Here is a 20,365-nt window from a genome sequence, read left to right as displayed (position 1 = left end):
GGTCAGCTTCCGTAGGGTTCAAGGATGAGGTCGCGCGTGACGATGACGCGGACTGGAAATCCTGGACGTACCGTCAGCGTCGGTGGAACCTGCAGCTGGCGCTGGATGATCTGCTGCCCAGCCTGATTGATGGTGTCCTGGGCACCGTCGCGGATCGCCCGGATCAGGCGGTCGTTGTCGTCGCTTGCAAGCTCGGCCCCGACCCCGAGCAAGGTCGAAAGCCCCGCGGCCTTGATGAGGTCCCACCAATGGTTGTCGACGCCATCTTCAAGTCCGGAATAGCCGTGCGCATCGGCACCTGGTTCGCGCTCCAGCACGATCGAACGCCCATTGGGGAAGATCAGGCGGTTCCACACCAGAAGCACGCGGCGCTGGCCGAACCCGATGCCATTGTCGTACTGGCCGATGATGCGGGTCCCTTGCGGCACCAGGAGCGACCGGCCGGTGGGACTGTCATAGACGTTCTGGGTCACCTGCGCGACGATCTGCCCGGGCAGGTCGGAGCGGATGCCGGTGACAAGCGCGGCAGGGATCACGGCCCCTGCCTGCAACACGAAAGGCGAAAGCGGAGCCATCACCCGGTCCGCCGCAACGACGCGACGCGACACGTCGGCATCGAGAAACGCTTGTTGCCAGTCCTTCGCGCCGGCTCCACCCGGTTGTCCCTCGACCCCGAGACTGCCCGGCAAACCTAGAGCCCCGCCAGACGGCATCGACGCGCCGGATCGCGCCTCGGTCTGGAAGAACACCCTGCTTGTGCGCGCTGCTTCTTCCTCGGCGCGCCGCCGCTGCTCCGCCTCGTCGACGGATGGCGCCATCATGGCCGGGGCAATCACCGGCTGTCCACGGTTCTGGGCCTCGAGTATCGGCCGCCCGAGATCGCCCGGCAAGGCAGGCCCAAGGATTGGTCCCGTATAGTCGCGCGGCAATGCCGCAAGACCATCGGCTGTCGGCCGATTGGATGTGGAATAGAGCTCTTCGCTGTCGGTGGCGCCCTTGCGTGCCTGGAAGGCGTAGATCAGCGCAATGCCGATCCCCAGAGAAGCCGCGGTTCCGAGCCCGAGCATGAATTTCCGCGACAGGCGCGTGACACGCGGTGGCTCGGCGCGAAGCCGCATCGGCGCCGTGAATTCGTCCCCGCTCATATCGCCTTCCTTTTGCCGTTCCGGACGATCCTGACGACCTGCTGGCGCTCGCCGCTGCCCAGACGCAACTCCGCCTCTCCAAACAGGCGGTCTACGATGAGGACATTGCGATGGATGCGAGTGTTGACGATTTCGGCCTCGCCGTCCGGCCCGCTCACGAACAGCGGCGGCATCTCGCCCTGGACGATGCCACGCGGAAATTCGACATAGACGCGGCGGCCATCGTCATAGACCGCGACCGGTCGCCAGGGCGGCGCATCGCCGGCCAGGCCATAGCGATAATTGCGCGCCGCCGGCCCGGGGATGACGGGGGACGCAGCAGTGTCCGGTCGCCGCGATGCCGGCAGCGACGGGTAGTTCCAAGCCACCGAGGGCATGTAGGGTTTTTCACCCGACCGCAGTTCGATCAGGTAAGTGCGCCGATCCGTGGCGATGACCAGATTGGTCGAGATCCCCGGGCGGGATGGTTTCACCAGGACATGCACCCTGCGGCCGTCGCCCGATCCGCTTGTGGTATCGCCGATGATCCAGCGGGCGGTGTCGCCCGCGGCGATCGGACCAGGATCGCTCAGCGTTTCGCCCGGTTCGAGCGCAATCGTGGTGATCTGGCCTGGTGCGGCATAGACCTGATAGAGGGCGCCCTCGCTCCACGGATAGATCTGGATGGCGTTGAAATAGCCTTCGCGCCGCGGCTCGACACGTGCCGCTGCATTGGCGCTCTCGACACGGCCGATCGCCGAACTGGCTGGAGCTCCGCCACGCGAAGGCCGCCATGCCGGCGGGACGAGCAACGGTCTGGGCGCCTTTTCATGCAGCACGGCAGCAATCGGCGGCAATGGTGGCACGGACGCATCATAGCTGTATAATTCCCGCGTCGGCCTTGCGGCGCAGCCTGCCAGAACAGCGGCAGAGAGCAACAGCCACGCAAACTGGTCGCGAGACCGCGCCGATTGCCTGCTGGCGGCCCGAATGGCGAGCGTCATCATTGCGCAATCTCCCGTGACCAGCTTATGGCGTTGACATAGATGCCGAGCGGATTTGCCTTCAGTTGCTCGCCATCGCGCGGCGGCTGCAGCGCGATCGTCAGGATCGCGGTCCAGCGCTGTGTCACGGCCAGCTTGCCGTTTTCATACTGGCGCTCGACCCAGGCCACGCGGAACGAATCCGGCGAAGCTCTGATGACGCTCGACACCTCGACGGACACCTGCTGCTTTCCGATCCGCGCGAAGGGATCATTGGTGCGGGCATAGTCGTTCAAGGCGCCAGCGCCGCGATCGGTCGTCCATTCATAGGCGCGCAACCAGTTCTGGCGCACGATGATCGGATCGGCAGGAACCGAGCGGACCTGTTCGATGAAGCGGGCCAGATGCCAGGCAATCTGCGGATCGGTCGGCTGATAGCCGGCGACGGCGGGGGCGACGGCCTGCGCTTCGCCGAGGCGATCGACCTCTATCACCCAGGGCACGACCGTCCCCCGCGCAGACTGCCAGAGCAGCGCGGTTGCAAAGCCCATCGACAGGACAAGCGATCCAAAGGCCATGTAGCGCCAGTTGCGGGCCTGGACGCGGGCAGATCCGATGCGCTCATCCCAGACCTGGGCGGCCTTCTGATAGGGGGTCACGGGCGGGGGTGTCTTGCCGTAATGCGCGGCGGGTCGCTTGAAAGGGTTCATGAACGTTCGCCTTCGGAAAGGTTGACTGAGGAACCGGAACTGTGGCTGTCGCCGGAGCGCAGGGCATGGGCTGCCGCGCTGGCACCATGGCTAATCGCCTGGACGCGCTTCATGCGCCTGGCCCAGTCGGGCGCATCGTCGCTGGTCGGGGCAGGCGTCTGCCCGGCGTCGCCGGTCGATGACGCGGCATCACCGATGGTTCCAGCCGTCGACGACCCTCCGGTTGCCGCAAACGCTGCCTTGCTGCCATCCGAGAAACCCGACTGAAGAGACGTTGCGACCTGCCGCAACGGTGCGGTGACGGCACTCCCGGCGGCACGGGCAATGCCGGCAAAGCCCGACACGGCGCCTGCGGTTCCCGTCTGCCCGGCAGCGCCGAGACGATAGGCCGTGCTTGCGGCGCCTGCCGCGCCAGCCCCTGCCCGGACTGCCGTGCCGGCACCGGATGCCATTGCAAGGCCGCCCCGGGCAGCCAAACCAGCCGCACCGATCGACGCCACGGTGGCGCCGGCAACGGCAAGCCCGGTTCCGGCCGCCGCACCCGCACCCATCTGCGGTCCGCCGGCGACCAGTCCATTGGCAATGCCTGGACCGAAAATACCGAGCCCGACCAGCGACAGGGCGGCCAGCACCACCGCCATGGCTTCGTCGATCGAAGGCGTCTGCCCGGCAAAGCCTTGCGTGAACTGGCCAAACAGGGTCGACCCGATGCCGATGATGACCGCCAGCACCAGCACCTTGATGCCGGAGGAGACGACGGCGCCAAGCACACGTTCGGCCATGAACGCCGTCTTGCCGAAAAGACCGAAGGGGATCAGCACGAAGCCGGCCAGCGTCGCCAGCTTGAATTCGATCAGCGTGACGAAGAGCTGGATCGCCAGCACGAAGAAGGCGAGGATCACCAGCGCCCAGGCAAACAGCAGGCAGGCGATCTGGATGAAGTTTTCAAAGAACGCCACCCAGCCCATCAGGTCGGAAATCGATTCCAGCAGCGGCCTGGCGGCATCGAGGCCGGTCTGCGCCACTTTGCCGGGCCGCATCAGATCCGCCGTCGAGAAGCCGGTTCCCGAACCCTTCAGGCCAAGGCCGGCGAAGCTGTCGAAGACGATCCTGGCAAGATTGTTCCAGTTGGAGATCAGATAGGCGAAGACGCCAACAAAAAGCGTCTTGCGGATCAGCCGGACCAGGATGTCGTCATCGGCGCCGGCGCTCCAGAACAGCCCTGCCAGCGTGATATCGATGACGATCAGCGTGCTGGCGACGAACGCGACCTCGCCGCCAAGCAGGCCAAAGCCCGTATCGATGTAGCGGGTGAAGACCGCCAGAAAATTGTCGATGACGCCGGCGCCGCCCATGCTCACTGCTCCTGGCCGGACAAATGCGCATTCGGCGCCGAACGCAGGAAACGGTCGCGTGTCTCGGCCCAGGCCTGCAGGCACGCCGCATCAAGAGCGCCCGCTTCACCGAGCTGCTGGCACCGCCTTTGCCGTTCGCGCAGCGCCTGCCAGTCGGCCTGGAACGGACGGGCGACCAGTGACGGCGGCGCCTCCTGCTTGTGCACCAGTGCTGCAGCCGCCGCCGTGGCCACCAGGGCGAGGACGGCAGCCAGCCGGGCGAGCATTCGAGCATCCATGACGCTGATCCCTGGCGATCAATTGCCGTTGAACATGCGGGCGCTGCCGGCCTGGTAGCCGGCGCCTGGCGTGAGGAAACGACGCCGCTGCTCCCGGCCCTGCGCGGCAGCAGCACTTCTTTCCGCCTCCGTCAGGGCGCCGGCGCGCCCGTTCGCCGAGATCACGGCGATCAGATCCGACAATTGCTGCGACTGCACGGCAAGCAACTGGTTGCCGGCCTGGGCGGCCTGGAGTGCGCCTGTCGCATTCTGGCTCTGGCCGATGAGCGCCGATATCTGGCCGCGGTTGCTGTCGATGTTGCCGACAACGCCGGCCTGGACGCGCAGGGCATCCTGCAGGCCGCCGACGGTGTTTTGCCAGCGCGAGCGCGCGCCGGCGACGAGTTGCTGCTCGGTCGCCGACATCGGAATGGCTGCATAATTCTGCTGAAACATACGATCGATCTGCTGGACGTCGAAGGCAATGTTTTTCGCCTCACCAAGCAGGCTTTGCGTCCTGGCAACCGATTGCTGGATCTGCTGCAGCGCAGAAAACGGCAGGCCGGCGAGATTGCGGGCCTGGTTGATCAGCATCTGCGCCTCGTTCTGAAGCGAAGTGATCTGGTGGGTGATCTGTTCGAGGCTGCGCGCCGCCGTCAGGACGTTCTGCGCATAATTCGAGGGATCGAAGACGATGCGCCACGCCAATGCAGGCGCCGTTGAAACGGGTGAAAGGATCACAGGTGCAAGCAGGCTTGTCGCGAGCACAAGCGCGCGCGTTGTCGACGAAAGGCTTTTCATGGCCGGATGTCCTCAAGGGTTGGTGACGGTGATGCTGCAAGGTCTGTGATGAATTCGCTCGCCCAGCCCAGCCCGCGTGCTGTCAGCCAGGCGGCCAGGAAGCCCTGGCGACCATGCTCGGTGACAAGGCGCGAAATCAGCGCCTGATCGGATTTCGAGGATGCCGCGCACAGCGCCAGCCCGACAGCGCCGAGGCCAAGCTCGAACAGGCGGTTGCCACGCCGGGACTGGCAGTAGTAGTCGCGTTTCGGCGTGGCGTTGGCGAGGATTTCGATCTGCCGGTCGTTGAGCCCGAAGCGGCGGTAGATATCGGTGATCTGCGGCTCGATCGCGCGCTCGTTCGGCAGGAAAAGACGCGTCGGGCAGCTTTCGACGATCGCCGGCGCAATAGTCGAATTGCCGATGTCGGACAGCGATTGCGTGGCGAAGATCACGCTGGCGTTTTTCTTGCGCAGCGTTTTCAGCCATTCCCGCAACTGTCCGGCAAAGTCCTGGTCGTCGAGGGCAAGCCAGCCTTCATCGATGATCAGCAAGGTCGGTCGGCCGTCCAGGCGATCGCCGATGCGGTGGAACAGATAAGCCAGCACCGCCGATGCCGAGCCCGTGCCGACCAGACCCTCGATCTCGAAGGCCTGGACTTCAGCCGCGCCGAGAAATTCGTGTTCGGCGTCGAGCAGGCGGCCATAAGGCCCCCCGAGACAGAAGGGACGCAATGCCTGCTTCAGGATGTTCGACTGCAAAAGGACGCTCAACCCCGTGATGGTCCGCTCCTGCGGCGGCGCCGAGGCAAGCGACGTCAGCGCCGACCAGAGGTGTTCCTTCACGTCCGGGGTGATCGCGATGCCTTCGCGCCGCAAGATCGCGACGATCCAGTCTGCCGCCCATGCACGCTCCGGAACGGCCTCGATGCGGGCCAGCGGCTGCAGGGAGACCGTATCCTGCGACGCCTCGGTCAGATCACCGCCGAGATCGTGCCAGTCGCCGCCCATCGCCAGCGTGGCAGCACGGATCGATCCACCGAAATCGAAGGCGAAGATCTGCGCGTTGTCGTAGCGGCGGAACTGCAGCGCCATCAGCGCGAGCATCACGGATTTGCCTGCCCCGGTCGGACCGACGACGAGGGTGTGGCCGACATCGCCGACATGGAGGGAAAACCGGAACGGGGTCGAGCCCTCGGTCTTGCCGTAGAGCAAGGGGGGAGCCTTGAGGTGCTCGTCCCGTTCCGGCCCCGCCCACATGGCGGAGAGGGGGATCATGTGGGCGAGATTGAGCGTGGAGATCGGCGGCTGCCGCACGTTGGCGTAGACATGGCCGGGCAACGATCCCAACCAGGCGTCGACCGCGTTAATGGTCTCCGTCATTGCGGTGAAGTCGTGGCCCTGGATGATCTTCTCGACCAGCCGCAGCTTTTCATCGGCAATGCGGGGATCTGCGTCCCAGACAGTTACCGTGGCGGTGACATAGGCCTGGCCGGCATGGTCGGCGCCGAGTTCCTGCAACGCGGCGTCGGCATCGGCGGCCTTGTTGGCGGCATCGGTATCGACCAGCACCGACTGCTCGTTGGTCATGACCTCCTTGAGGATCGCGGCGATCGACTTGCGTTTGGCGAACCACTGCCGCCGGATCCTGGTCACGAGCTTGGTGGCCTCGACCTTGTCGAGCAGGATCGCCCGCGTTGCCCAGCGATAGGGAAAAGCGAGGCTGTTCAGTTCGTCGAGAATGCCTGGCGTCGTCGCGCTGGGAAAACCGACGATTGTCAAAACGCGCAGGTGTCGATCGCCCAGGCGCGGTTTCAGGCCACCAGTCAGCGGTTGATCGGCGAGCAGCGCATCGAGATGCATCGGTGTTTCGGGGACGCGCACGCGCTGCCGGTGTGTCGAGATTGTCGAGTGGAGGTAAGAGAGCGTCGCTGCGTCATCGACCAGGTGCATTCGGGCATGAAGCCATCGAGCAGTGCCAGTATGCGGTTGGACCGATCGACGAAGCCGCGTTGCAGTTCGTGCGCATCCACACCGGCATGGTCGCGGCCTTCGTAAAGCCACGCCTCGGCGCGCGCGCCTTCCTCTGCCGGCGGCAACCAGGTGAAGGTCAGAAAATACCGGGACTCGAAATGCGCGCCGGCGGCCTCGAAATCGGCCTTTCGCTCGGCATCGACCAGGCTCGAGGCGGCATCGGGAAAGTCGCTGTCCGGATAGATCGCCGCTTCGAGCCGCTGCGCTTCGACAAAGATCGCCCAGCCAGACCCGAGGCGGCGCAGCGCATTGTTGAGCCGCGCGGCAACGGCAACGAGTTCGGCTGCAACGGCGGATTCCAGATCAGGTCCCCGGAATGCGGCACTGCGCTGGAAACTGCCATCCTTGTTGAGGACGACGCCGTCTCCGACCAGTGCGGCCCAGGGCAGATAATCCGACAGCAGCGCCGAGGAACGCCGGTATTCAGCAAGGTTGAACATCAGACGCTCCGTCAGACGCCGAGATGGCTTGGAATGCGCAGATGGCGCCGGCCGGTTTCCACAAATTCGGGGTCCCGCCTGGCAGCCCAGACGGCCGCGAAATGCCCGACCGCCCAGATGACCAGACCGGCCAGCCAAAGCCGCAGGCCGAGACCAACGGCACCCGCGAGCGTTCCATTGACGATGGCGATGGCACGCGGAGCGCCGCCCAGAAGAATGTGTTCCGTCAGTGCCCGATGCACCGGAACGGCGTAGCCGGGCACGGCACCAAGATGTTCGAAGGAGAGCGCCATCACAGCAGCGCTCCGCCACCGAATGAGAAGAACGACAGGAAGAAGCTCGATGCTGCAAAGGCGATGCTGAGACCGAAAACGATCTGGATCAGCCGCCGGAACCCGCCTGAGGTGTCGCCGAAGGCCAGTGTCAGGCCGGTCACGATGATGATGATGACCGCGATGATCTTGGCGACGGGACCTTCAACCGACTGCAGGATTTTCTGGAGCGGCTGTTCCCAGGGCATGGAGGAGCCGGACGCGTGCGCGACAGGCGCAAACAGCAGGCTGACGCAGACGGTTGTGATGACGCGGCGAAGGCCGCGCGGACAGATCGGGATCATGACGGAGCTCCAGTCCTGTTTTGGATGCTTTCGGTCGTGCGATAGTCGCCATCGGAACCGAGCCCTTCGACGCGGACCAATTCGGTCAGGCGCCGCGCGGTGCCGCGGCCAGAAAGCACGGCCACGAGATCGATCGTCTCGGCGATCAGGGCCCTCGGTACTGTGACGACCGCTTCCTGGATGAGTTGTTCGAGGCGGCGCAGCGCGCCGATACCGGTACCCGCGTGGATGGTCCCAATCCCACCGGGATGACCGGTTCCCCAGGCTTTCAAAAGATCGAGAGCCTCGGATCCACGCACCTCGCCAATCGGAATGCGATCAGGTCGCAGGCGCAGCGCTGACCGGACAAGATCAGCCAGTGTCGCAACGCCATCCTTCGTGCGCAACGCAACGAGATTGGACGCGGTGCATTGCAACTCGCGCGTGTCTTCGATGAGCACGACACGATCGTCGCTCTTGGCCACTTCGGCCAGCAGGGCATTGGTCAGTGTGGTCTTGCCGGTCGACGTGCCGCCGGCGACAAGGATGTTGGCGCGCGAGGAAACCGCGCTGCGCAGCGCTCTTGCCTGCGCGGCATCCATGATGCCCGCACTGACATAGTCCTCAAGCGTGAAGACGGCGACAGCGGGCTTGCGGATGGCGAAAGCCGGCCCCGTTACGACCGGCGGCAACAAGCCTTCAAAGCGTTCTCCGGTCTCCGGCAGTTCAGCCGACACGCGAGGCGCACGAAAATGGACTTCGGCTCCGACGTGATGGGCAATCAGTCGCACGATACGCTCGCCATCGCCGATTGCGAGAACTTCACCGGTATCGGTCAACCCCTTGGAGAGACGGTCGATCCATATGCGACCGTCGGGATTCAGCATCACCTCGACAACTTCTGGATCATCCAGGAAGCGGCCGATTGATGCTCCCAGGGCGGAGCGCAGCATGCGTGTGCTGCGAGCGCGCTGGTCTGTGTTTTCGTAGGAAGCCACCATCTCACCCCGCTGGAAGCCGCTCATTGGCCTCAGGACGGGGATGATTAAGAAAACGCCATGTCGCCTGGTTTCAAGAAATTTCGGCCGTCGTAGTACCCCAGCGTGCAAAGACAGGCGTTCGGCGAAAGCGCTTCCGTTTGGCCCCCGCTGAATTCGTCGCAAGCCCGCTTCGGTAGCCGAGAATCTTGGAGAGACGATTCTTCCCTATTGAGTGGACAGCGGAGCATTCCTTGCAGTCCCGCTTCGCTGGTGACCGGGCTGATGGCACCGCGACCCCTTCAACAAATCTGGAACCGGAACACGCTTGGCTGATTATGCGGATTAGGGACCGCGCCTGGACCGCACTGGTTCAGGTGTCAGGGTTCCGAAGTGCTAGGGGAGCCATTGATGTCTATCCAGGAACGCGATTTTCAGGCGCCAAGATTCGTCAGGGACGATTGGCAGCCCTCCAATACAGCTTTCTTCAGATTCATCTTTTCCATCCTGGCTGCCGGGACGGTTGTGACAGGGCTTCTGTCCTGGCTGGTTCCCGCATTGGTCTGAATCTTGCGGGCGGAAAAGGATCGTGTCGAACAACGTGAGTGGAGGAGGTGCAGCAATGAAGGAGCTTCGAGACAAGCTCGAACACGACCTCAACAATTGCGAAGAGCTGATGACCGCGCTGCGTAGCGGCGCCATGCAGACCTACGAGGTCAACGGTCAGGGAATGCGGCGATACACAAGTCAAAGCCGGCTTGGTGACTATCAGCGATTGAGTGCAAATCTGCGACAGGTGATAGCGCAGATCGACGCCTTGGGCAGTGCAAGGCCGCACTAACCGTTCGGCGCAAGGGCCACAGGTTGCATACCTTCAGACAATTGCATACCCGGTCCGCAAAGTGCCGAACGCAATCGCTGCGGCCGGCGCGGCGGCAAGGATATTTTCACGCCTCGTCTTCGCTGATCTCCTGCCGCAACAAGGGCCCCTTGGCGAGCCGGCGCCCGAGTGCCGTGATGAAGGCCTCGTAGCGTTCCGCGGCCTTGGCGCGCGCGGCATTGGCGGCGGGTTCGGGCAATGCCGGGGTGGTGGCAAGCCAGAAGCGGATGAACACGGCCAGCGTTTCGACGGCAATCCCGGTATCGCGTTCCTGCCGGCTGAGGCGCCGGTCGATCTGGTCCAGCCTTTTGGCGATCGCAGCCTCCCGCCGCTCGTCGGAATCCGGCGACAGGAAGGACGCGACGGCCGCTTCGGCGATCATGGAAAGCGATTGCTTGCGCCGGGACGCGTAGTCCGCCAGCATCGCCATGACATCGCTGTCCAGGTAGACGGAGACCTTCGTCTTGCGGGGACGTTGCTGCATGGTACCTACAACTCCATGCCGTCGTCGGGATCGAGCGAGACCTGCCGGGCAACGTTCTGGCCAATTGTCGAAAGTCGACGGTTCTGGACCGCTTCGATGTCATCGAGGTCGCCGGGCGCTTCGATCTCGAATTCATTGGTCATCGGCATTGCCGTTTCGCTCGGCGGCAACCGTGCGAGCTCCGGTTGCTGGCGCCGTTCGGAACCGGTCGAATCCTCGTCTTCGGTGGATGTCGTCCCGCTCGCCTGCCCGATGGGCGCAGCAAGCGGCGCCAGCGCACTCCAGTCATCGGGCAAAGCCGTCGCTGCGCCGGCCAATGCAGGCGGCGGCAGGACGCGCTCCCTGAAGCGGGCATCTTCGTAGTAGCGAACTTTCTTTGCCCGGATCGGCGGCGTCCCCGCGAGCATGACGATCTCGTCGGCGGATGGCAGTTGCATGATCTCGCCGGGGGTCAGCAGCGGACGCGCCGTTTCCGAGCGCGAAACCATGAGATGTCCCAGCCAGGGCGACAGGCGATGGCCTGCGTAGTTTTTCATCGCCCGCATCTCGGTGGCCGTACCCAGGGCATCAGACACGCGTTTGGCGGTGCGCTCGTCATTGGTGGCGAAGCTGATGCGGACGTGGCAGTTGTCGAGGATCGAATTGTTCGCCCCGTAGGCTTTCTCGATCTGGTTCAGGGACTGGGCGATGAGAAAGGATTTCAATCCGTAGCCGGCCATGAAAGCCAGGGCGGATTCAAAAAAGTCGAGACGACCCAGCGCCGGAAACTCGTCGAGCATGAGCAGCAGGCGGTGGCGACCGCCACGGGCATGCAGGTCCTCGGTAAGGCGGCGTCCGACCTGGTTGAGGATCAGCCGGATCAGCGGCTTGGTGCGGCTGATATCGGAGGGTGGCACCACGAGATAGAGCGTTGTCGGGCGTTCGCCACCGATGATGTCGCCGATGCGCCAGTCGCAGCGCCGCGTGACGGTGGCGACGACAGGATCGCGATAGAGACCAAGGAACGACATCGCCGTCGACAGGACCCCGGACCGTTCGTTGTCGGACTTGTTGAGCAGTTCGCGCGCCGCACTGGCGATGACCGGATGCGGACCCGCCGCGCCAAGGTGAGCCGTTCTCATCATCGCGGCGAGCGTCGCCTCGATCGGACGTCTCGGATCGGAGAGGAATGCGGCAACGCCGGCAAGCGTCTTGTCGGCTTCGGCATAGAGCACGTGGAGGATGGCTCCGACCAGCAGTGCGTGACTGGTCTTTTCCCAATGATTGCGCCGCTCGAGCGATCCTTCGGGGTCGACCAGAATGTCGGCGATGTTCTGGACGTCGCGCACTTCCCATGCGCCGCGACGCACCTCCAGCAGCGGGTTGTAGGCCGCGGAATTCGGATTGGTCGGATCAAACAGCAGCACCTGGCCATGTCTGGCCCTGAATCCCGAGGTCAGTTGCCAGTTCTCACCCTTGATGTCATGAACGATCGCCGAACCCGGCCACGCCAGCAAGGAAGGCACCACCAGCCCGACACCTTTGCCGGATCGCGTCGGCGCGAAGCACAGAATGTGTTCGGGCCCATCGTGGCGCAGATAGGTCTGCCCGTGGCGGCCAAGGACGACACCGTTGGCACCAAGCAAGCCCGCCGCCGCGATCTCCTTGTTCGTGGCCCAGCGCGCGGAGCCGTACGTTTCAACGGTCCGCGATTCCCGCGCCCGCCACACCGACATGCCGATCGCCGCCGCAACTGAAAGAAATCCGCCCGAGACAGCGATACATCCGCCTCTCAGGAAAACATCCGGCGCATAGGCGTCGTAGAAGTACCACCACCAGAACAACGCCGGCGGATAGTAGATCGGCCAACCGGCAAGCTCGAACCATGGCGGCCCCAGTTGCGCCTGGAAGCCCAGGCACCAGGCGACGTATTGCGTGGCGCCCCAGGTGGTCGCCAACACGATCGCGACAGTGATTGCGATCTGACCCCACAGGATTTTCGTGGCCGACATGACAAAGCGTTTCCCTGCTTGTGTTAGAGGCCTAACCCGCGTTTGCGGTTGAAACTCCAGTCGACACCGCCGTCACCGCGCGCGACGCCGCTGACGTGACGACCGAGCTGCTTTTCCAGAGAGGGTGACCAGGGTACCAGCTGAAAGCCGAGACCATTGTCGAGCATGGCAAAGCGCCCCGACGCGAGCGCGACACGCTGGCGGTAGGTCCCACCGACAAATTTGCCTGGCTCCGTGCCATTGAACGTCAGGCCCGTTTCGGATGTCAGCCTTGCGGCGGTCTGGTCGAGGTCGCGGCGGCGCAACGTCTCGATCAGATTGCGGGCAAGGACGACGCGCCCCGCCTGCCGCGTGGCGAGACCTTGCCCGATCAGATGGTCGGCTCGTTCATGGAGCGCTTGGCGGACCTCGGCACCAAAGCCCGCCGTCGACAGCGAAGCCACCACATGACCGACCGCCTGGCGGTCCAGCCAGGTGGCCCCAACCGCCGTGACCTGTGCCGGCAGATCGAAGTCCGACCGCACGGCAAGCGCCAGGCGATGCTCTCCGCGCCCGTCTTCGAACATGCGCAGTTCGACAATGGCACCCGGCGCGGCGTCTCCCGTCGCATCGAGATGAGGAAACCGGATGTGGTGAACGCGGCCGTCGACGCCGTCGACGACGGCATAGGACGTGCCGCGCAGTTCATCGTTCAGCCCCCTTTCAACCAGACGGCCGATGATGGGTTGGCCGAGGCTCTCGCCCGCAAGCACGTATGACGATGCGGCGCGTTCGATGCCACGCTCGGTGAGGCCACGATGCATCCGCTTGATGATGTCGCCACGTTCGCCCAGCTCGCGAAGGACTGCCTCCGCCTGCGGCGCGACACACCATTGCGATGGTCCGACCTGCGCGGCGATGCCGAGAATTTCAAGAGCGCGCAACCGGCCGAGCTTGAACGCATGAAACGCATCGGGCTGGAGACCGCGTTGCGGAGCAAGATCGATGACGCCGGCCCTGTCGGCGTCGCGGCCAATCTGGCGATCAAGCTGCGTCCACCGCTCAGCCTTCACCTGCCTTTCGAGAGTGCGCCGAATGTCGAGGTCGGTGCGCGGTCCCAATTCCTGCGTGATGAAGTCGCGCGCCCGATCACGCATCCCCTCCTTGATGTAGTCACGGGAGATGACGAGATCCTGGCCGTCATCGCGCACGCCACGCACGATCAGATGCACATGCGGATGCTCGGTGTTCCAATGGTCGACGGCGACCCAGTCTAGCCGGCTGTGGAGATCCCTTTCCATCTGGCCGACAAGATCGCGTGTGAAGGATCGAAGATCCGACATCTCCACAGCATCATCGGGCGAAACAACGAAGCGGAAATGATGCCGATCGTCGGCGCAGCGGCCAGCGAAAGCACGGCCGTCGACCTCGCCCTCAGGGGGTCCAAACAGCCTGGCCTTCTCGCCGTCACGGGTAACGCCATCGCGGCGAAGATAATCGAGATGCGTCGCAAGCGGGCTGGAAGATGCTGTATGGCGAACCACGCGCGCCTTGATGACGGCGCCGCGACTGCGAGACGAAACCAGCCGGTTTGCCTGGATGCTGGCACGCTGTCCGCGGCCGAAGCGCGGCCGTCGTCCCCCGGCCTGGCCGGCAGCTCGTGAGACATCGCCACCGGCCCGTCTTGCCGCCGCCAACACCTGCGCGACAAAGGATCTGGCGTGTTGGGCACGGGTCGAGCGCATGCGTCCCGGGCGAATGCGGATCTCGCCGTCATCGGACATGGCAGAACGCCACAACGTGCGGAAAGACCAGGAAATCCAGCGCCTTCGCCTCACTCCGCACGGTGCGCGAAATCCCCGCACGTTGTGGCAATTCACAAAAAATCCAACAAAAACAACGCCCCAACCGAAGCGCACGGTGCGCCCTTTTATCCTGCCATCCCTCGGTCGTTGCCTGTCCTCCACGCTCTCTCGCGCGCGATGACACGAACGAGCACGCCAGGCTTGGCGCGGTACTCACCTGTTCCATGGACGCTCACCGGAACTGGTTGGAGACGCAAAGATCCCGTTGACCGTTCGAGCATTGATGCCGACACGATGTTTTTCGCAAGCCTGGATGAAGAGGCTTGCCTCACGCCAGTCGGACTCTGAGGACGCACGGCGCTGCGCCCGCAGCAGCATGGATTTGCGGCCGAGAAGGGAAAGGACGGTAGCGACATAGGTGACCGTTGCGGTGGGCAGCGGACGCCCCGTCGCCTGAAATTCATCATAGCGCCCGGGCCCTGCATTGTAGGCGGCAAGCATGGCGTCCACACTGCCGTAGCGATCATACATCTCGCGCAGATAAGCCGTGCCTGCGAGGATATTGTCGCGGGGCGCAAACGGGTCCAAACCAAGGCCATGACGAATGCGCAGCATCGCCCAGGTTTTCGGCATGATCTGCATCAGACCCATGGCGCCTGCGGACGATATCGCACGCTGCTTTCCGGCGCTTTCGACGCGCATCACCGCTCCAATCCAGCGTGCCGGAATGCCGAACCGCTGCGCGGCCTCGGCGATATGCGCCGCATGCGCTTCGGCAAATGACGAACGCTGTTGCTGCAACGGCTGTGCCATCGTCGTCGCGGGTGCGGCAAAGGCAGACAGGCCAAACAGCAAAAGCAGGAATGACCGTCGACCTTTCAGGGACATGCGAACCGCTGCTTGCTGGTCGCAGGATTGGGTCAGGCGTGGCATTGGTCACACCTTGTCGCCGTGCATGCGCCGGCGCGACCAGTGCAGGGACCAGGACGTCTGGTCGTCGCCGTTCCGGAAGAGTTTCGCATGAACGGGCAGCGCAAAGGCCGGATCGTCGAGCTGGATCGAAATGTATTCGCCGGCCTTTTCGTTGGATCGGCGCCAGCCGGCACCAATCTCCGGTCCCTCCTCGCTGCCGGCATGAATGCGGTAGGCGGGTGCATTGCCGGCATCAGGCTCACTCGTCGCAACCACCGCGATGTCGAGCTTCAGACTGAGCGTGTGAATGCGTCCGGAAAAGCCGGTGCTGGTCCGGGTGAATTCTCCGATCTGCGTCATGTCGATCTCCTTTGCTATGCTGGTTGGTAGCCTGTCGGGCAGACGCCATGGTGTCACCCGCGCGCGCTCAGCGCACATGCGCACGCCACTGGAAGCGTCCGTTTCCATGTTCGTCGGTCCATAAAGGGAGTGCGCGACCGATGACCCGGTCGATCGGCGTCATGCCGAAATAGCGGCCATCCAGACTGTCGGGAACGGCTTGGTTCATCAGGAAAACCTGATCTGCCGCGAGCCGGCAACAGCCCTGCCAGACAGGCAGGGATCGGCCGGCGCGGTCGTGTTCGAGCGCCCTGCCCATCACGATGCCTTCAATCGCGACTTCGAAACCGTTCCGGCAGACTGTCTGCCCGCCCACGGCCAGAATGCGTTTCAACAGCGGAAGGTCTCTGCCGAGATAACCGCGGTCCACAAGGAAGTCCGCCAGTCGTCCGTCGACACGAACGGCAACCAGATCGGCGAACTGATAAGGGCCGCCGACACTGAGCGTATAGAAGCCGACCGGCACACTTGCCGAGGCATTCCAGATCAGTCGCGGATCAGTATCGAATGGGCCGGTTGCGACCGCGATCGTTGCCAGAGCGGTGAAGACAACAATGCCCGCGGCCCTCATGACGTGACCCGCCTGCGCAAGAGAAAGGCATGATGCTGGCGCGGCGAATAGCTGCGTGGCGCCTGTCCCGCCGTCATCCGGTTGTGCATGTGTCGCCAGTGCTCGGGTGACACGGAACTGGCGTCGATGCCGGCCTGTTCGATCGCATCGATTGCCTTGAGGACAAGCTCGACCTGCGGCCATCTCGCCATCGACAGCAGGATTTCAGCGCCCGGGCGTACGGTCGGCAGCGTTTGCAGCGGCCGGCCGCGCGCTACCGCAACCACGATGTCGATGCGGGACAGGGTGGTACCGAAGTCGTTTGCGGCCCAGCGGATCAAGGCAAAGACGCTATCCGGTCGAAAGGAGACGATGCGGCGCTGCCGATCGACGATCTGCTCCTTGACCGGATTGCCGAAACGGATCCACTGCTCCTGCTTCTTGCCGAGCCAGGTCAGTTCGACGGTTGTCAGTGTGTCTGTGCAGAGCGCCGGCGAGAGCTCGGCGGAGGTAAGGGTCATGGCTCCCTGCCCTCTCTTTGCACCCGGGCTGTGCGCCTGCCCGCACGCGGCCGAATGTTAGATTCTTCGTTAGACTCTAAGTTAGAGGGCCGAATTCCCTTTGCTGGACAGCCGCTTGGGCGTCGGTCCGGTTCCTGATGGCACGTGCTTGCGGTTCCCGATCGCACGTGTTGCCGGGTTCCCGATGGCACGAAACCTTCCCCGGTTTTCGCCGGACGCAATGCCGGTTCGAAGGCAAGCAGAATGCGCCCGCCGAGCTCGACCTCCAGATACAGTGTGTATCCGGGCAAGGGCTGGCGGCGGACGATGTCGCGAAGCTCGAAGGCAAAACGCTTGAACGGAGACAGGGCACCCGACTTCTGGTGAAGATGGCGGAAGTCGAACCGCCAGCCGTTACGCTGCCGTCCGCCGTGCTTGCGCACATGCCGATAAAGCCAGCGTTCGAGGCCGCCGGTCAAAGCGAAGTAGCGACGATCGATGGTCAGGACGAGCGCATCATCAAGGACCGATTGATAGAACCAATCGGGCACGACCAGCTCGATGCCACCGGCATTGCCATCAGCGTCCGTTCGCTCCTTCCATTCGTTGAGCCACGAGAAGCGATGACGCCGGCCCTCGGCGCGTTGACGGATCGACGTGCAGATTGTCGTCGACTGCAGCCGGTCAAGCGCGGCCTTCAGACGCTGATAGTCGCGCGCGCTGGTGCCGCGGCCAACGAACTTCAAGATCTCATACGGCGTGGCTGCCATCAGCTGCGACGTGCGCAGGCCCATGTCGCGCGCCTCGACGATCTGGCTTGCGGCCCAGATCAGGATGTCGGCATCCCAAATGGTCGCCATGCCGTGATCGGGGACTGCCTCGACGCGGATCGAGACCCGGCCGGTGGTGAATTCGATCGGCACGGTGCGATGTGACTTTGAGAGGGAAAAGAAGGGATAGGCCATAAGGTCCTGCACGTCGCGTGGGGCGAACTCGCCAGGAAGGGCCCGGAAGGGATCGAATTGCCCATGGCGGAATTGGGAAACCGGCTGCATGTCGACGTTCCGCAGTTCAGCGCGACGGCCTTGCGCCATGCACAAGCGGCGCCGACGTGTGGCGTTTTGCCGGCAGGACCGAACCGCGAGGATCGGAGGTGGAGGTGACGGAGCCGCGCTTTGCCCAGGATTGCAGATCCTCAATGGCGTAAACCACCCTCCCGCCGAGTTTGCGATAGTCGGGGCCGGTGCCGTAGGTCCTGTGTTTTTCGAGCGTGCGCGCAGACAGGCTCAGAAATTCGGCTGCTTCCTTGGTGCGCAGATAGCGCGGCGGCAACAAAGCGAGATCAGATCGCATGGATTTCGGCCTCCGTGTTTTGAGCGCTGACTGCCGGCGTTCGGCGGCCAGTGGCGACCAAGGTGGCGTAGGGAAATCCTGAGGGGGATGGGGAAGTTGAGCGGACTAAAATCCCCACCCCGCACGGCGCGACATCAGCGACGGCGGCGGTGACGGAGAAGCTGAAGATAGCCGCCGGCGATGAGTGACGCAGCGCTTTCCACCAGCCCGATCACCGTGTCCCGGAGCGGCGAAGTCTTCCAGGAATCAGCTTCCACGCGCGGCCCGCCATAGAGTGCGACCGCGATCTCGCGATAGCTTGCGCCGCTGTCGCGACCGTCCGCGGCCCGAAGCACCAGGCGCAACCGCCGCCGCCGCTGAGCCGTGATGCGCGTGTCGGGTGGAACGGGTTGGCGCTGCCAGGCTCGCCAGAACCGTGTCAGGGCTTCGATCCGCCCAAGCGTGTCGGCGTCGAAGGGAACAAGGATCGCAAGCGGACCGTCTGGATCGGCACCGGGACACAGGGCAAGTTGTGTCAGGACGGCACCCTCGTAAAATGCATAGGTGCCTTCCGGGCCCTTGCGATAAGCCCGGATTTCCGGAGGCGGCATCGGATGCCCGGACCTAAATTCGGAATCCGCAGCAAGAGTAAGAACGGCCGGATCGACTGCGCTTGACCAGAATACCGATTGCGCCAGAGCGGAAAGGTCCGGTCGCGCCGGGAAATCGCAACCCCCAGCGCCGTTGGGCCGCCAGGTCAAAAGGCGCATTGTCGAGGCCTTCGGCCACCAGCGTATTGTATTGTTTTTGATAGTCGGGGGAGCGTCGAAGATATTCCCAGGCGAGGCCCTCTGTCGTCAACGCATCGACATAGTCATAGCTCTGCTGATCTCGCCATTGGGACGTCTCTGGCTTCACCACAATGCCTCGCAACCTTGCAAGTCGGATCAGCCAGAATTGCGGGTTGGTGAAAATGGCGGAAGTCCCTGACGAAACATCGGGTGTTGTCCGTCCAGCATCACTCGCAAACGACAGCCTCAATCGCGCGCACGCCGCAACAGCAGCAGGTAGCCCTTCTCCGTCATCCAGCGGGCACGTTCCAGATGGCTGGAGTGCATCTGCCTGGCGCGCTGTGGCTCCTGGTCGGGGTCAATTCCAAAAAGCAGGCTGACGGCCTCTTGCCACGCAGCGCCATCGGCCTCGGCATCAAGCAGGCGCAGGTACAGCTTCACATGCTCCCGGTCATAGTCCGTGAGTTCGTCCCCGGCTGGGGCGCTATCGTCATACGGTGCCGTCATCGCATCATCACGGTTTTCCAGATTGTCCGAAGCATCATTCTATCGAAGCACGGCGTCTTTTGGATGGGCGACATTCGGCATCACCCGATGCGAATTTCGCATCGGTGGCGCCGCCGCGATCGCCGCTGTATGCCTTGCGTTGAAAGAGGCCCCGACGTTTCGGTCGGGGCCTCTGGTCCTTGTTCACTCGCCCCGGCGGCTCGTCGGGCGGGACCAGATCAGAGAGAAGGTATCGCCGTCTTCGTCATCGAAGAGATTGGCGTAGATGGGAGCGTTGAAGCTCGGGTCGTCGAGCTTGAGACCCAGATAGTCGCGGCCCTCGCTGGAGCGCTTGGACCATGCGGCCCCGATTTCGGCGCGTCCGACCAGGACCCGGTGGCTTGGAGCATTGTCGCCGGTGGCGCGGCTATCGGGGGCGATGCGCACGTTCTTGGCGCGAACGCTGAGGGTGACGATTTCGCCGGTGAATTCGTTCGATCCGGCCTTCTTGAAGGAACCGATGGTGGCCATTGTCAGTCTCCGTTTTTGGTGTTCGAACCCGCACCATTGCGGCCTCGATGGCGATCGGAAGGCCGAAGGCGAACGACGACGCACCCCAAAGGGGCATGACAGCCAAGGAGGACTTTCTTGCCTCGCGAGGAATGTCGGCGAAGCCGGCAGGGGAAGAAAGTGCGACGCCGCTGTTGCGTTCAGGAGGTCGAGGCGCCAGCCGGCTTCGGCGAGATCACGCCATTGAAGAGGCCGAAAGGAGCGGTTGGACTGCCATCGGAGATGACGCGTTGGCGCCCATGCATCCGCCAGTGGCCTGCACGCAAGTTTGCCGTCGCTTGGCGCTCGCGCATTCGCACATGAATGCTTCTTCGCCGTCCACCACGCTTTTGAGACAAAGTCGCCGCTAGCTCCGTGGATGGTCGACAACAGGGATTCGGTGGGAAGGGTTCCAAGACCAGGATAAGAGGCTGCGAACACATCTGGACTTCG

Annotated in this window: 23 protein-coding genes and 1 pseudogene; 1 reads left to right on the top strand and 23 read right to left on the bottom strand. The window is 63.8% G+C overall.

The window, feature by feature from the left end; all coding sequences use genetic code 11:
• Positions 1-2: 2 nt before the first annotated feature.
• The 10 genes and pseudogenes from C1M53_RS15410 to trbB form a co-directional block, all read right to left on the bottom strand.
• A complete protein-coding gene (locus C1M53_RS15410; RefSeq protein WP_129413034.1) occupies positions 3-1,145 on the bottom strand; it encodes a TrbI/VirB10 family protein in 1,143 nt (380 codons plus the stop codon).
• On the bottom strand, positions 1,142-2,128 hold the full coding sequence (gene trbG, locus C1M53_RS15405; RefSeq protein WP_129416188.1) for a P-type conjugative transfer protein TrbG: 987 nt from the start codon (positions 2,126-2,128) through the stop codon (positions 1,142-1,144). Before trbG ends, C1M53_RS15410 begins: the two co-directional genes overlap by 4 nt.
• Positions 2,128-2,817, bottom strand: coding sequence for a conjugal transfer protein TrbF (trbF, locus tag C1M53_RS15400; RefSeq protein WP_129413033.1), 690 nt, complete (start codon positions 2,815-2,817; stop codon positions 2,128-2,130). Before trbF ends, trbG begins: the two co-directional genes overlap by 1 nt.
• A complete protein-coding gene (gene trbL / locus C1M53_RS15395) occupies positions 2,814-4,172 on the bottom strand; it encodes a P-type conjugative transfer protein TrbL (protein ID WP_129413032.1) in 1,359 nt (452 codons plus the stop codon). Before trbL ends, trbF begins: the two co-directional genes overlap by 4 nt.
• A gap of 2 nt (positions 4,173-4,174) precedes the next feature.
• Positions 4,175-4,450, bottom strand: a complete 276-nt coding sequence (gene trbK-alt / locus C1M53_RS15390; RefSeq protein WP_129413031.1) for a putative entry exclusion protein TrbK-alt — start codon at positions 4,448-4,450, stop codon at positions 4,175-4,177.
• A gap of 18 nt (positions 4,451-4,468) precedes the next feature.
• Positions 4,469-5,230, bottom strand: a complete 762-nt coding sequence (trbJ, locus tag C1M53_RS15385) for a P-type conjugative transfer protein TrbJ (protein ID WP_129413030.1) — start codon at positions 5,228-5,230, stop codon at positions 4,469-4,471.
• A pseudogene (gene trbE, locus C1M53_RS15380) lies at positions 5,227-7,682 on the bottom strand (conjugal transfer protein TrbE). The gene trbJ and the pseudogene trbE overlap by 4 nt, the downstream one beginning before the upstream one ends.
• 11 nt (positions 7,683-7,693) lie before the next feature.
• On the bottom strand, positions 7,694-7,975 hold the full coding sequence (locus C1M53_RS15375) for a VirB3 family type IV secretion system protein (RefSeq protein WP_129413029.1): 282 nt from the start codon (positions 7,973-7,975) through the stop codon (positions 7,694-7,696).
• Positions 7,975-8,298 carry a TrbC/VirB2 family protein gene (locus C1M53_RS15370; RefSeq protein WP_129413028.1) on the bottom strand — a complete coding sequence of 108 codons (324 nt, stop codon included), beginning with the start codon at positions 8,296-8,298 and terminating at the stop codon, positions 7,975-7,977. Before C1M53_RS15370 ends, C1M53_RS15375 begins: the two co-directional genes overlap by 1 nt.
• On the bottom strand, positions 8,295-9,278 hold the full coding sequence (trbB, locus tag C1M53_RS15365) for a P-type conjugative transfer ATPase TrbB (protein WP_129413027.1): 984 nt from the start codon (positions 9,276-9,278) through the stop codon (positions 8,295-8,297). Before trbB ends, C1M53_RS15370 begins: the two co-directional genes overlap by 4 nt.
• A gap of 598 nt (positions 9,279-9,876) precedes the next feature.
• Between trbB and C1M53_RS15360 the strand changes: the two genes are divergently transcribed.
• Positions 9,877-10,095 carry a hypothetical protein gene (locus tag C1M53_RS15360; protein WP_129413026.1) on the top strand — a complete coding sequence of 73 codons (219 nt, stop codon included), beginning with the start codon at positions 9,877-9,879 and terminating at the stop codon, positions 10,093-10,095.
• Between the two features lie 106 nt (positions 10,096-10,201).
• Here C1M53_RS15360 and C1M53_RS15355 read toward each other — a convergent pair whose 3' ends face one another.
• The 13 genes from C1M53_RS15355 to C1M53_RS15295 all read right to left on the bottom strand — a co-directional run bounded on the left by C1M53_RS15355 (position 10,202) and on the right by C1M53_RS15295 (position 19,894).
• Positions 10,202-10,618 (bottom strand): CopG family transcriptional regulator, encoded by a 417-nt coding sequence (locus C1M53_RS15355; RefSeq protein ID WP_129413025.1) that lies wholly within the window; start codon positions 10,616-10,618, stop codon positions 10,202-10,204.
• Positions 10,619-10,623: 5 nt separating this feature from the next.
• Entirely contained in the window at positions 10,624-12,609 is a 1,986-nt protein-coding gene (locus C1M53_RS15350) for a conjugal transfer protein TraG (RefSeq protein ID WP_129413024.1), read from the bottom strand.
• A 23-nt stretch (positions 12,610-12,632) separates the two neighbouring features.
• The gene (locus C1M53_RS15345; protein WP_129413023.1) at positions 12,633-14,372 is read right to left on the bottom strand and encodes a VirD2 family relaxase/mobilization nuclease; all 1,740 of its coding nucleotides are present in this window, start codon (positions 14,370-14,372) and stop codon (positions 12,633-12,635) included.
• Positions 14,373-14,606: 234 nt separating this feature from the next.
• On the bottom strand, positions 14,607-15,281 hold the full coding sequence (locus C1M53_RS15340) for a lytic transglycosylase domain-containing protein (RefSeq protein WP_129413022.1): 675 nt from the start codon (positions 15,279-15,281) through the stop codon (positions 14,607-14,609).
• A 48-nt stretch (positions 15,282-15,329) separates the two neighbouring features.
• Positions 15,330-15,665, bottom strand: a complete 336-nt coding sequence (locus C1M53_RS15335; RefSeq protein ID WP_129413021.1) for a DUF736 domain-containing protein — start codon at positions 15,663-15,665, stop codon at positions 15,330-15,332.
• A gap of 67 nt (positions 15,666-15,732) precedes the next feature.
• Positions 15,733-16,275, bottom strand: coding sequence for a S26 family signal peptidase (locus C1M53_RS15330; RefSeq protein WP_129413020.1), 543 nt, complete (start codon positions 16,273-16,275; stop codon positions 15,733-15,735).
• Entirely contained in the window at positions 16,272-16,775 is a 504-nt protein-coding gene (locus C1M53_RS15325) for a DUF2840 domain-containing protein (RefSeq protein WP_129413019.1), read from the bottom strand. The genes C1M53_RS15330 and C1M53_RS15325 overlap by 4 nt, the downstream gene beginning before the upstream one ends.
• The gene (locus C1M53_RS15320; protein ID WP_129413018.1) at positions 16,772-17,809 is read right to left on the bottom strand and encodes a replication initiator protein A; all 1,038 of its coding nucleotides are present in this window, start codon (positions 17,807-17,809) and stop codon (positions 16,772-16,774) included. Before C1M53_RS15320 ends, C1M53_RS15325 begins: the two co-directional genes overlap by 4 nt.
• A gap of 16 nt (positions 17,810-17,825) precedes the next feature.
• Positions 17,826-18,107: a helix-turn-helix domain-containing protein gene (locus tag C1M53_RS15315; protein WP_129413017.1), complete on the bottom strand. Its 282-nt coding sequence runs from the start codon at positions 18,105-18,107 to the stop codon at positions 17,826-17,828.
• A 134-nt stretch (positions 18,108-18,241) separates the two neighbouring features.
• Entirely contained in the window at positions 18,242-18,697 is a 456-nt protein-coding gene (locus C1M53_RS15310) for a DUF2285 domain-containing protein (protein WP_245488560.1), read from the bottom strand.
• Positions 18,698-18,710: 13 nt separating this feature from the next.
• Positions 18,711-19,004, bottom strand: a complete 294-nt coding sequence (locus tag C1M53_RS32130; protein ID WP_245488559.1) for a DUF6499 domain-containing protein — start codon at positions 19,002-19,004, stop codon at positions 18,711-18,713.
• 119 nt (positions 19,005-19,123) lie between these two features.
• The gene (locus C1M53_RS15300; protein ID WP_129413015.1) at positions 19,124-19,384 is read right to left on the bottom strand and encodes a DUF2285 domain-containing protein; all 261 of its coding nucleotides are present in this window, start codon (positions 19,382-19,384) and stop codon (positions 19,124-19,126) included.
• Between the two features lie 183 nt (positions 19,385-19,567).
• Complete coding sequence (locus C1M53_RS15295) at positions 19,568-19,894, bottom strand: DUF736 domain-containing protein (RefSeq protein WP_129413014.1); 327 nt, start codon at positions 19,892-19,894, stop codon at positions 19,568-19,570.
• Positions 19,895-20,365: the final 471 nt, after the last annotated feature.

It is taken from the genome of Mesorhizobium sp. Pch-S (assembly GCF_004136315.1).
GTDB lineage: Bacteria > Pseudomonadota > Alphaproteobacteria > Rhizobiales > Rhizobiaceae > Mesorhizobium.
The sequence above is the reverse complement of the archived record's forward strand: the minus strand, read 5'-3'. Positions and strand labels throughout refer to the sequence as shown.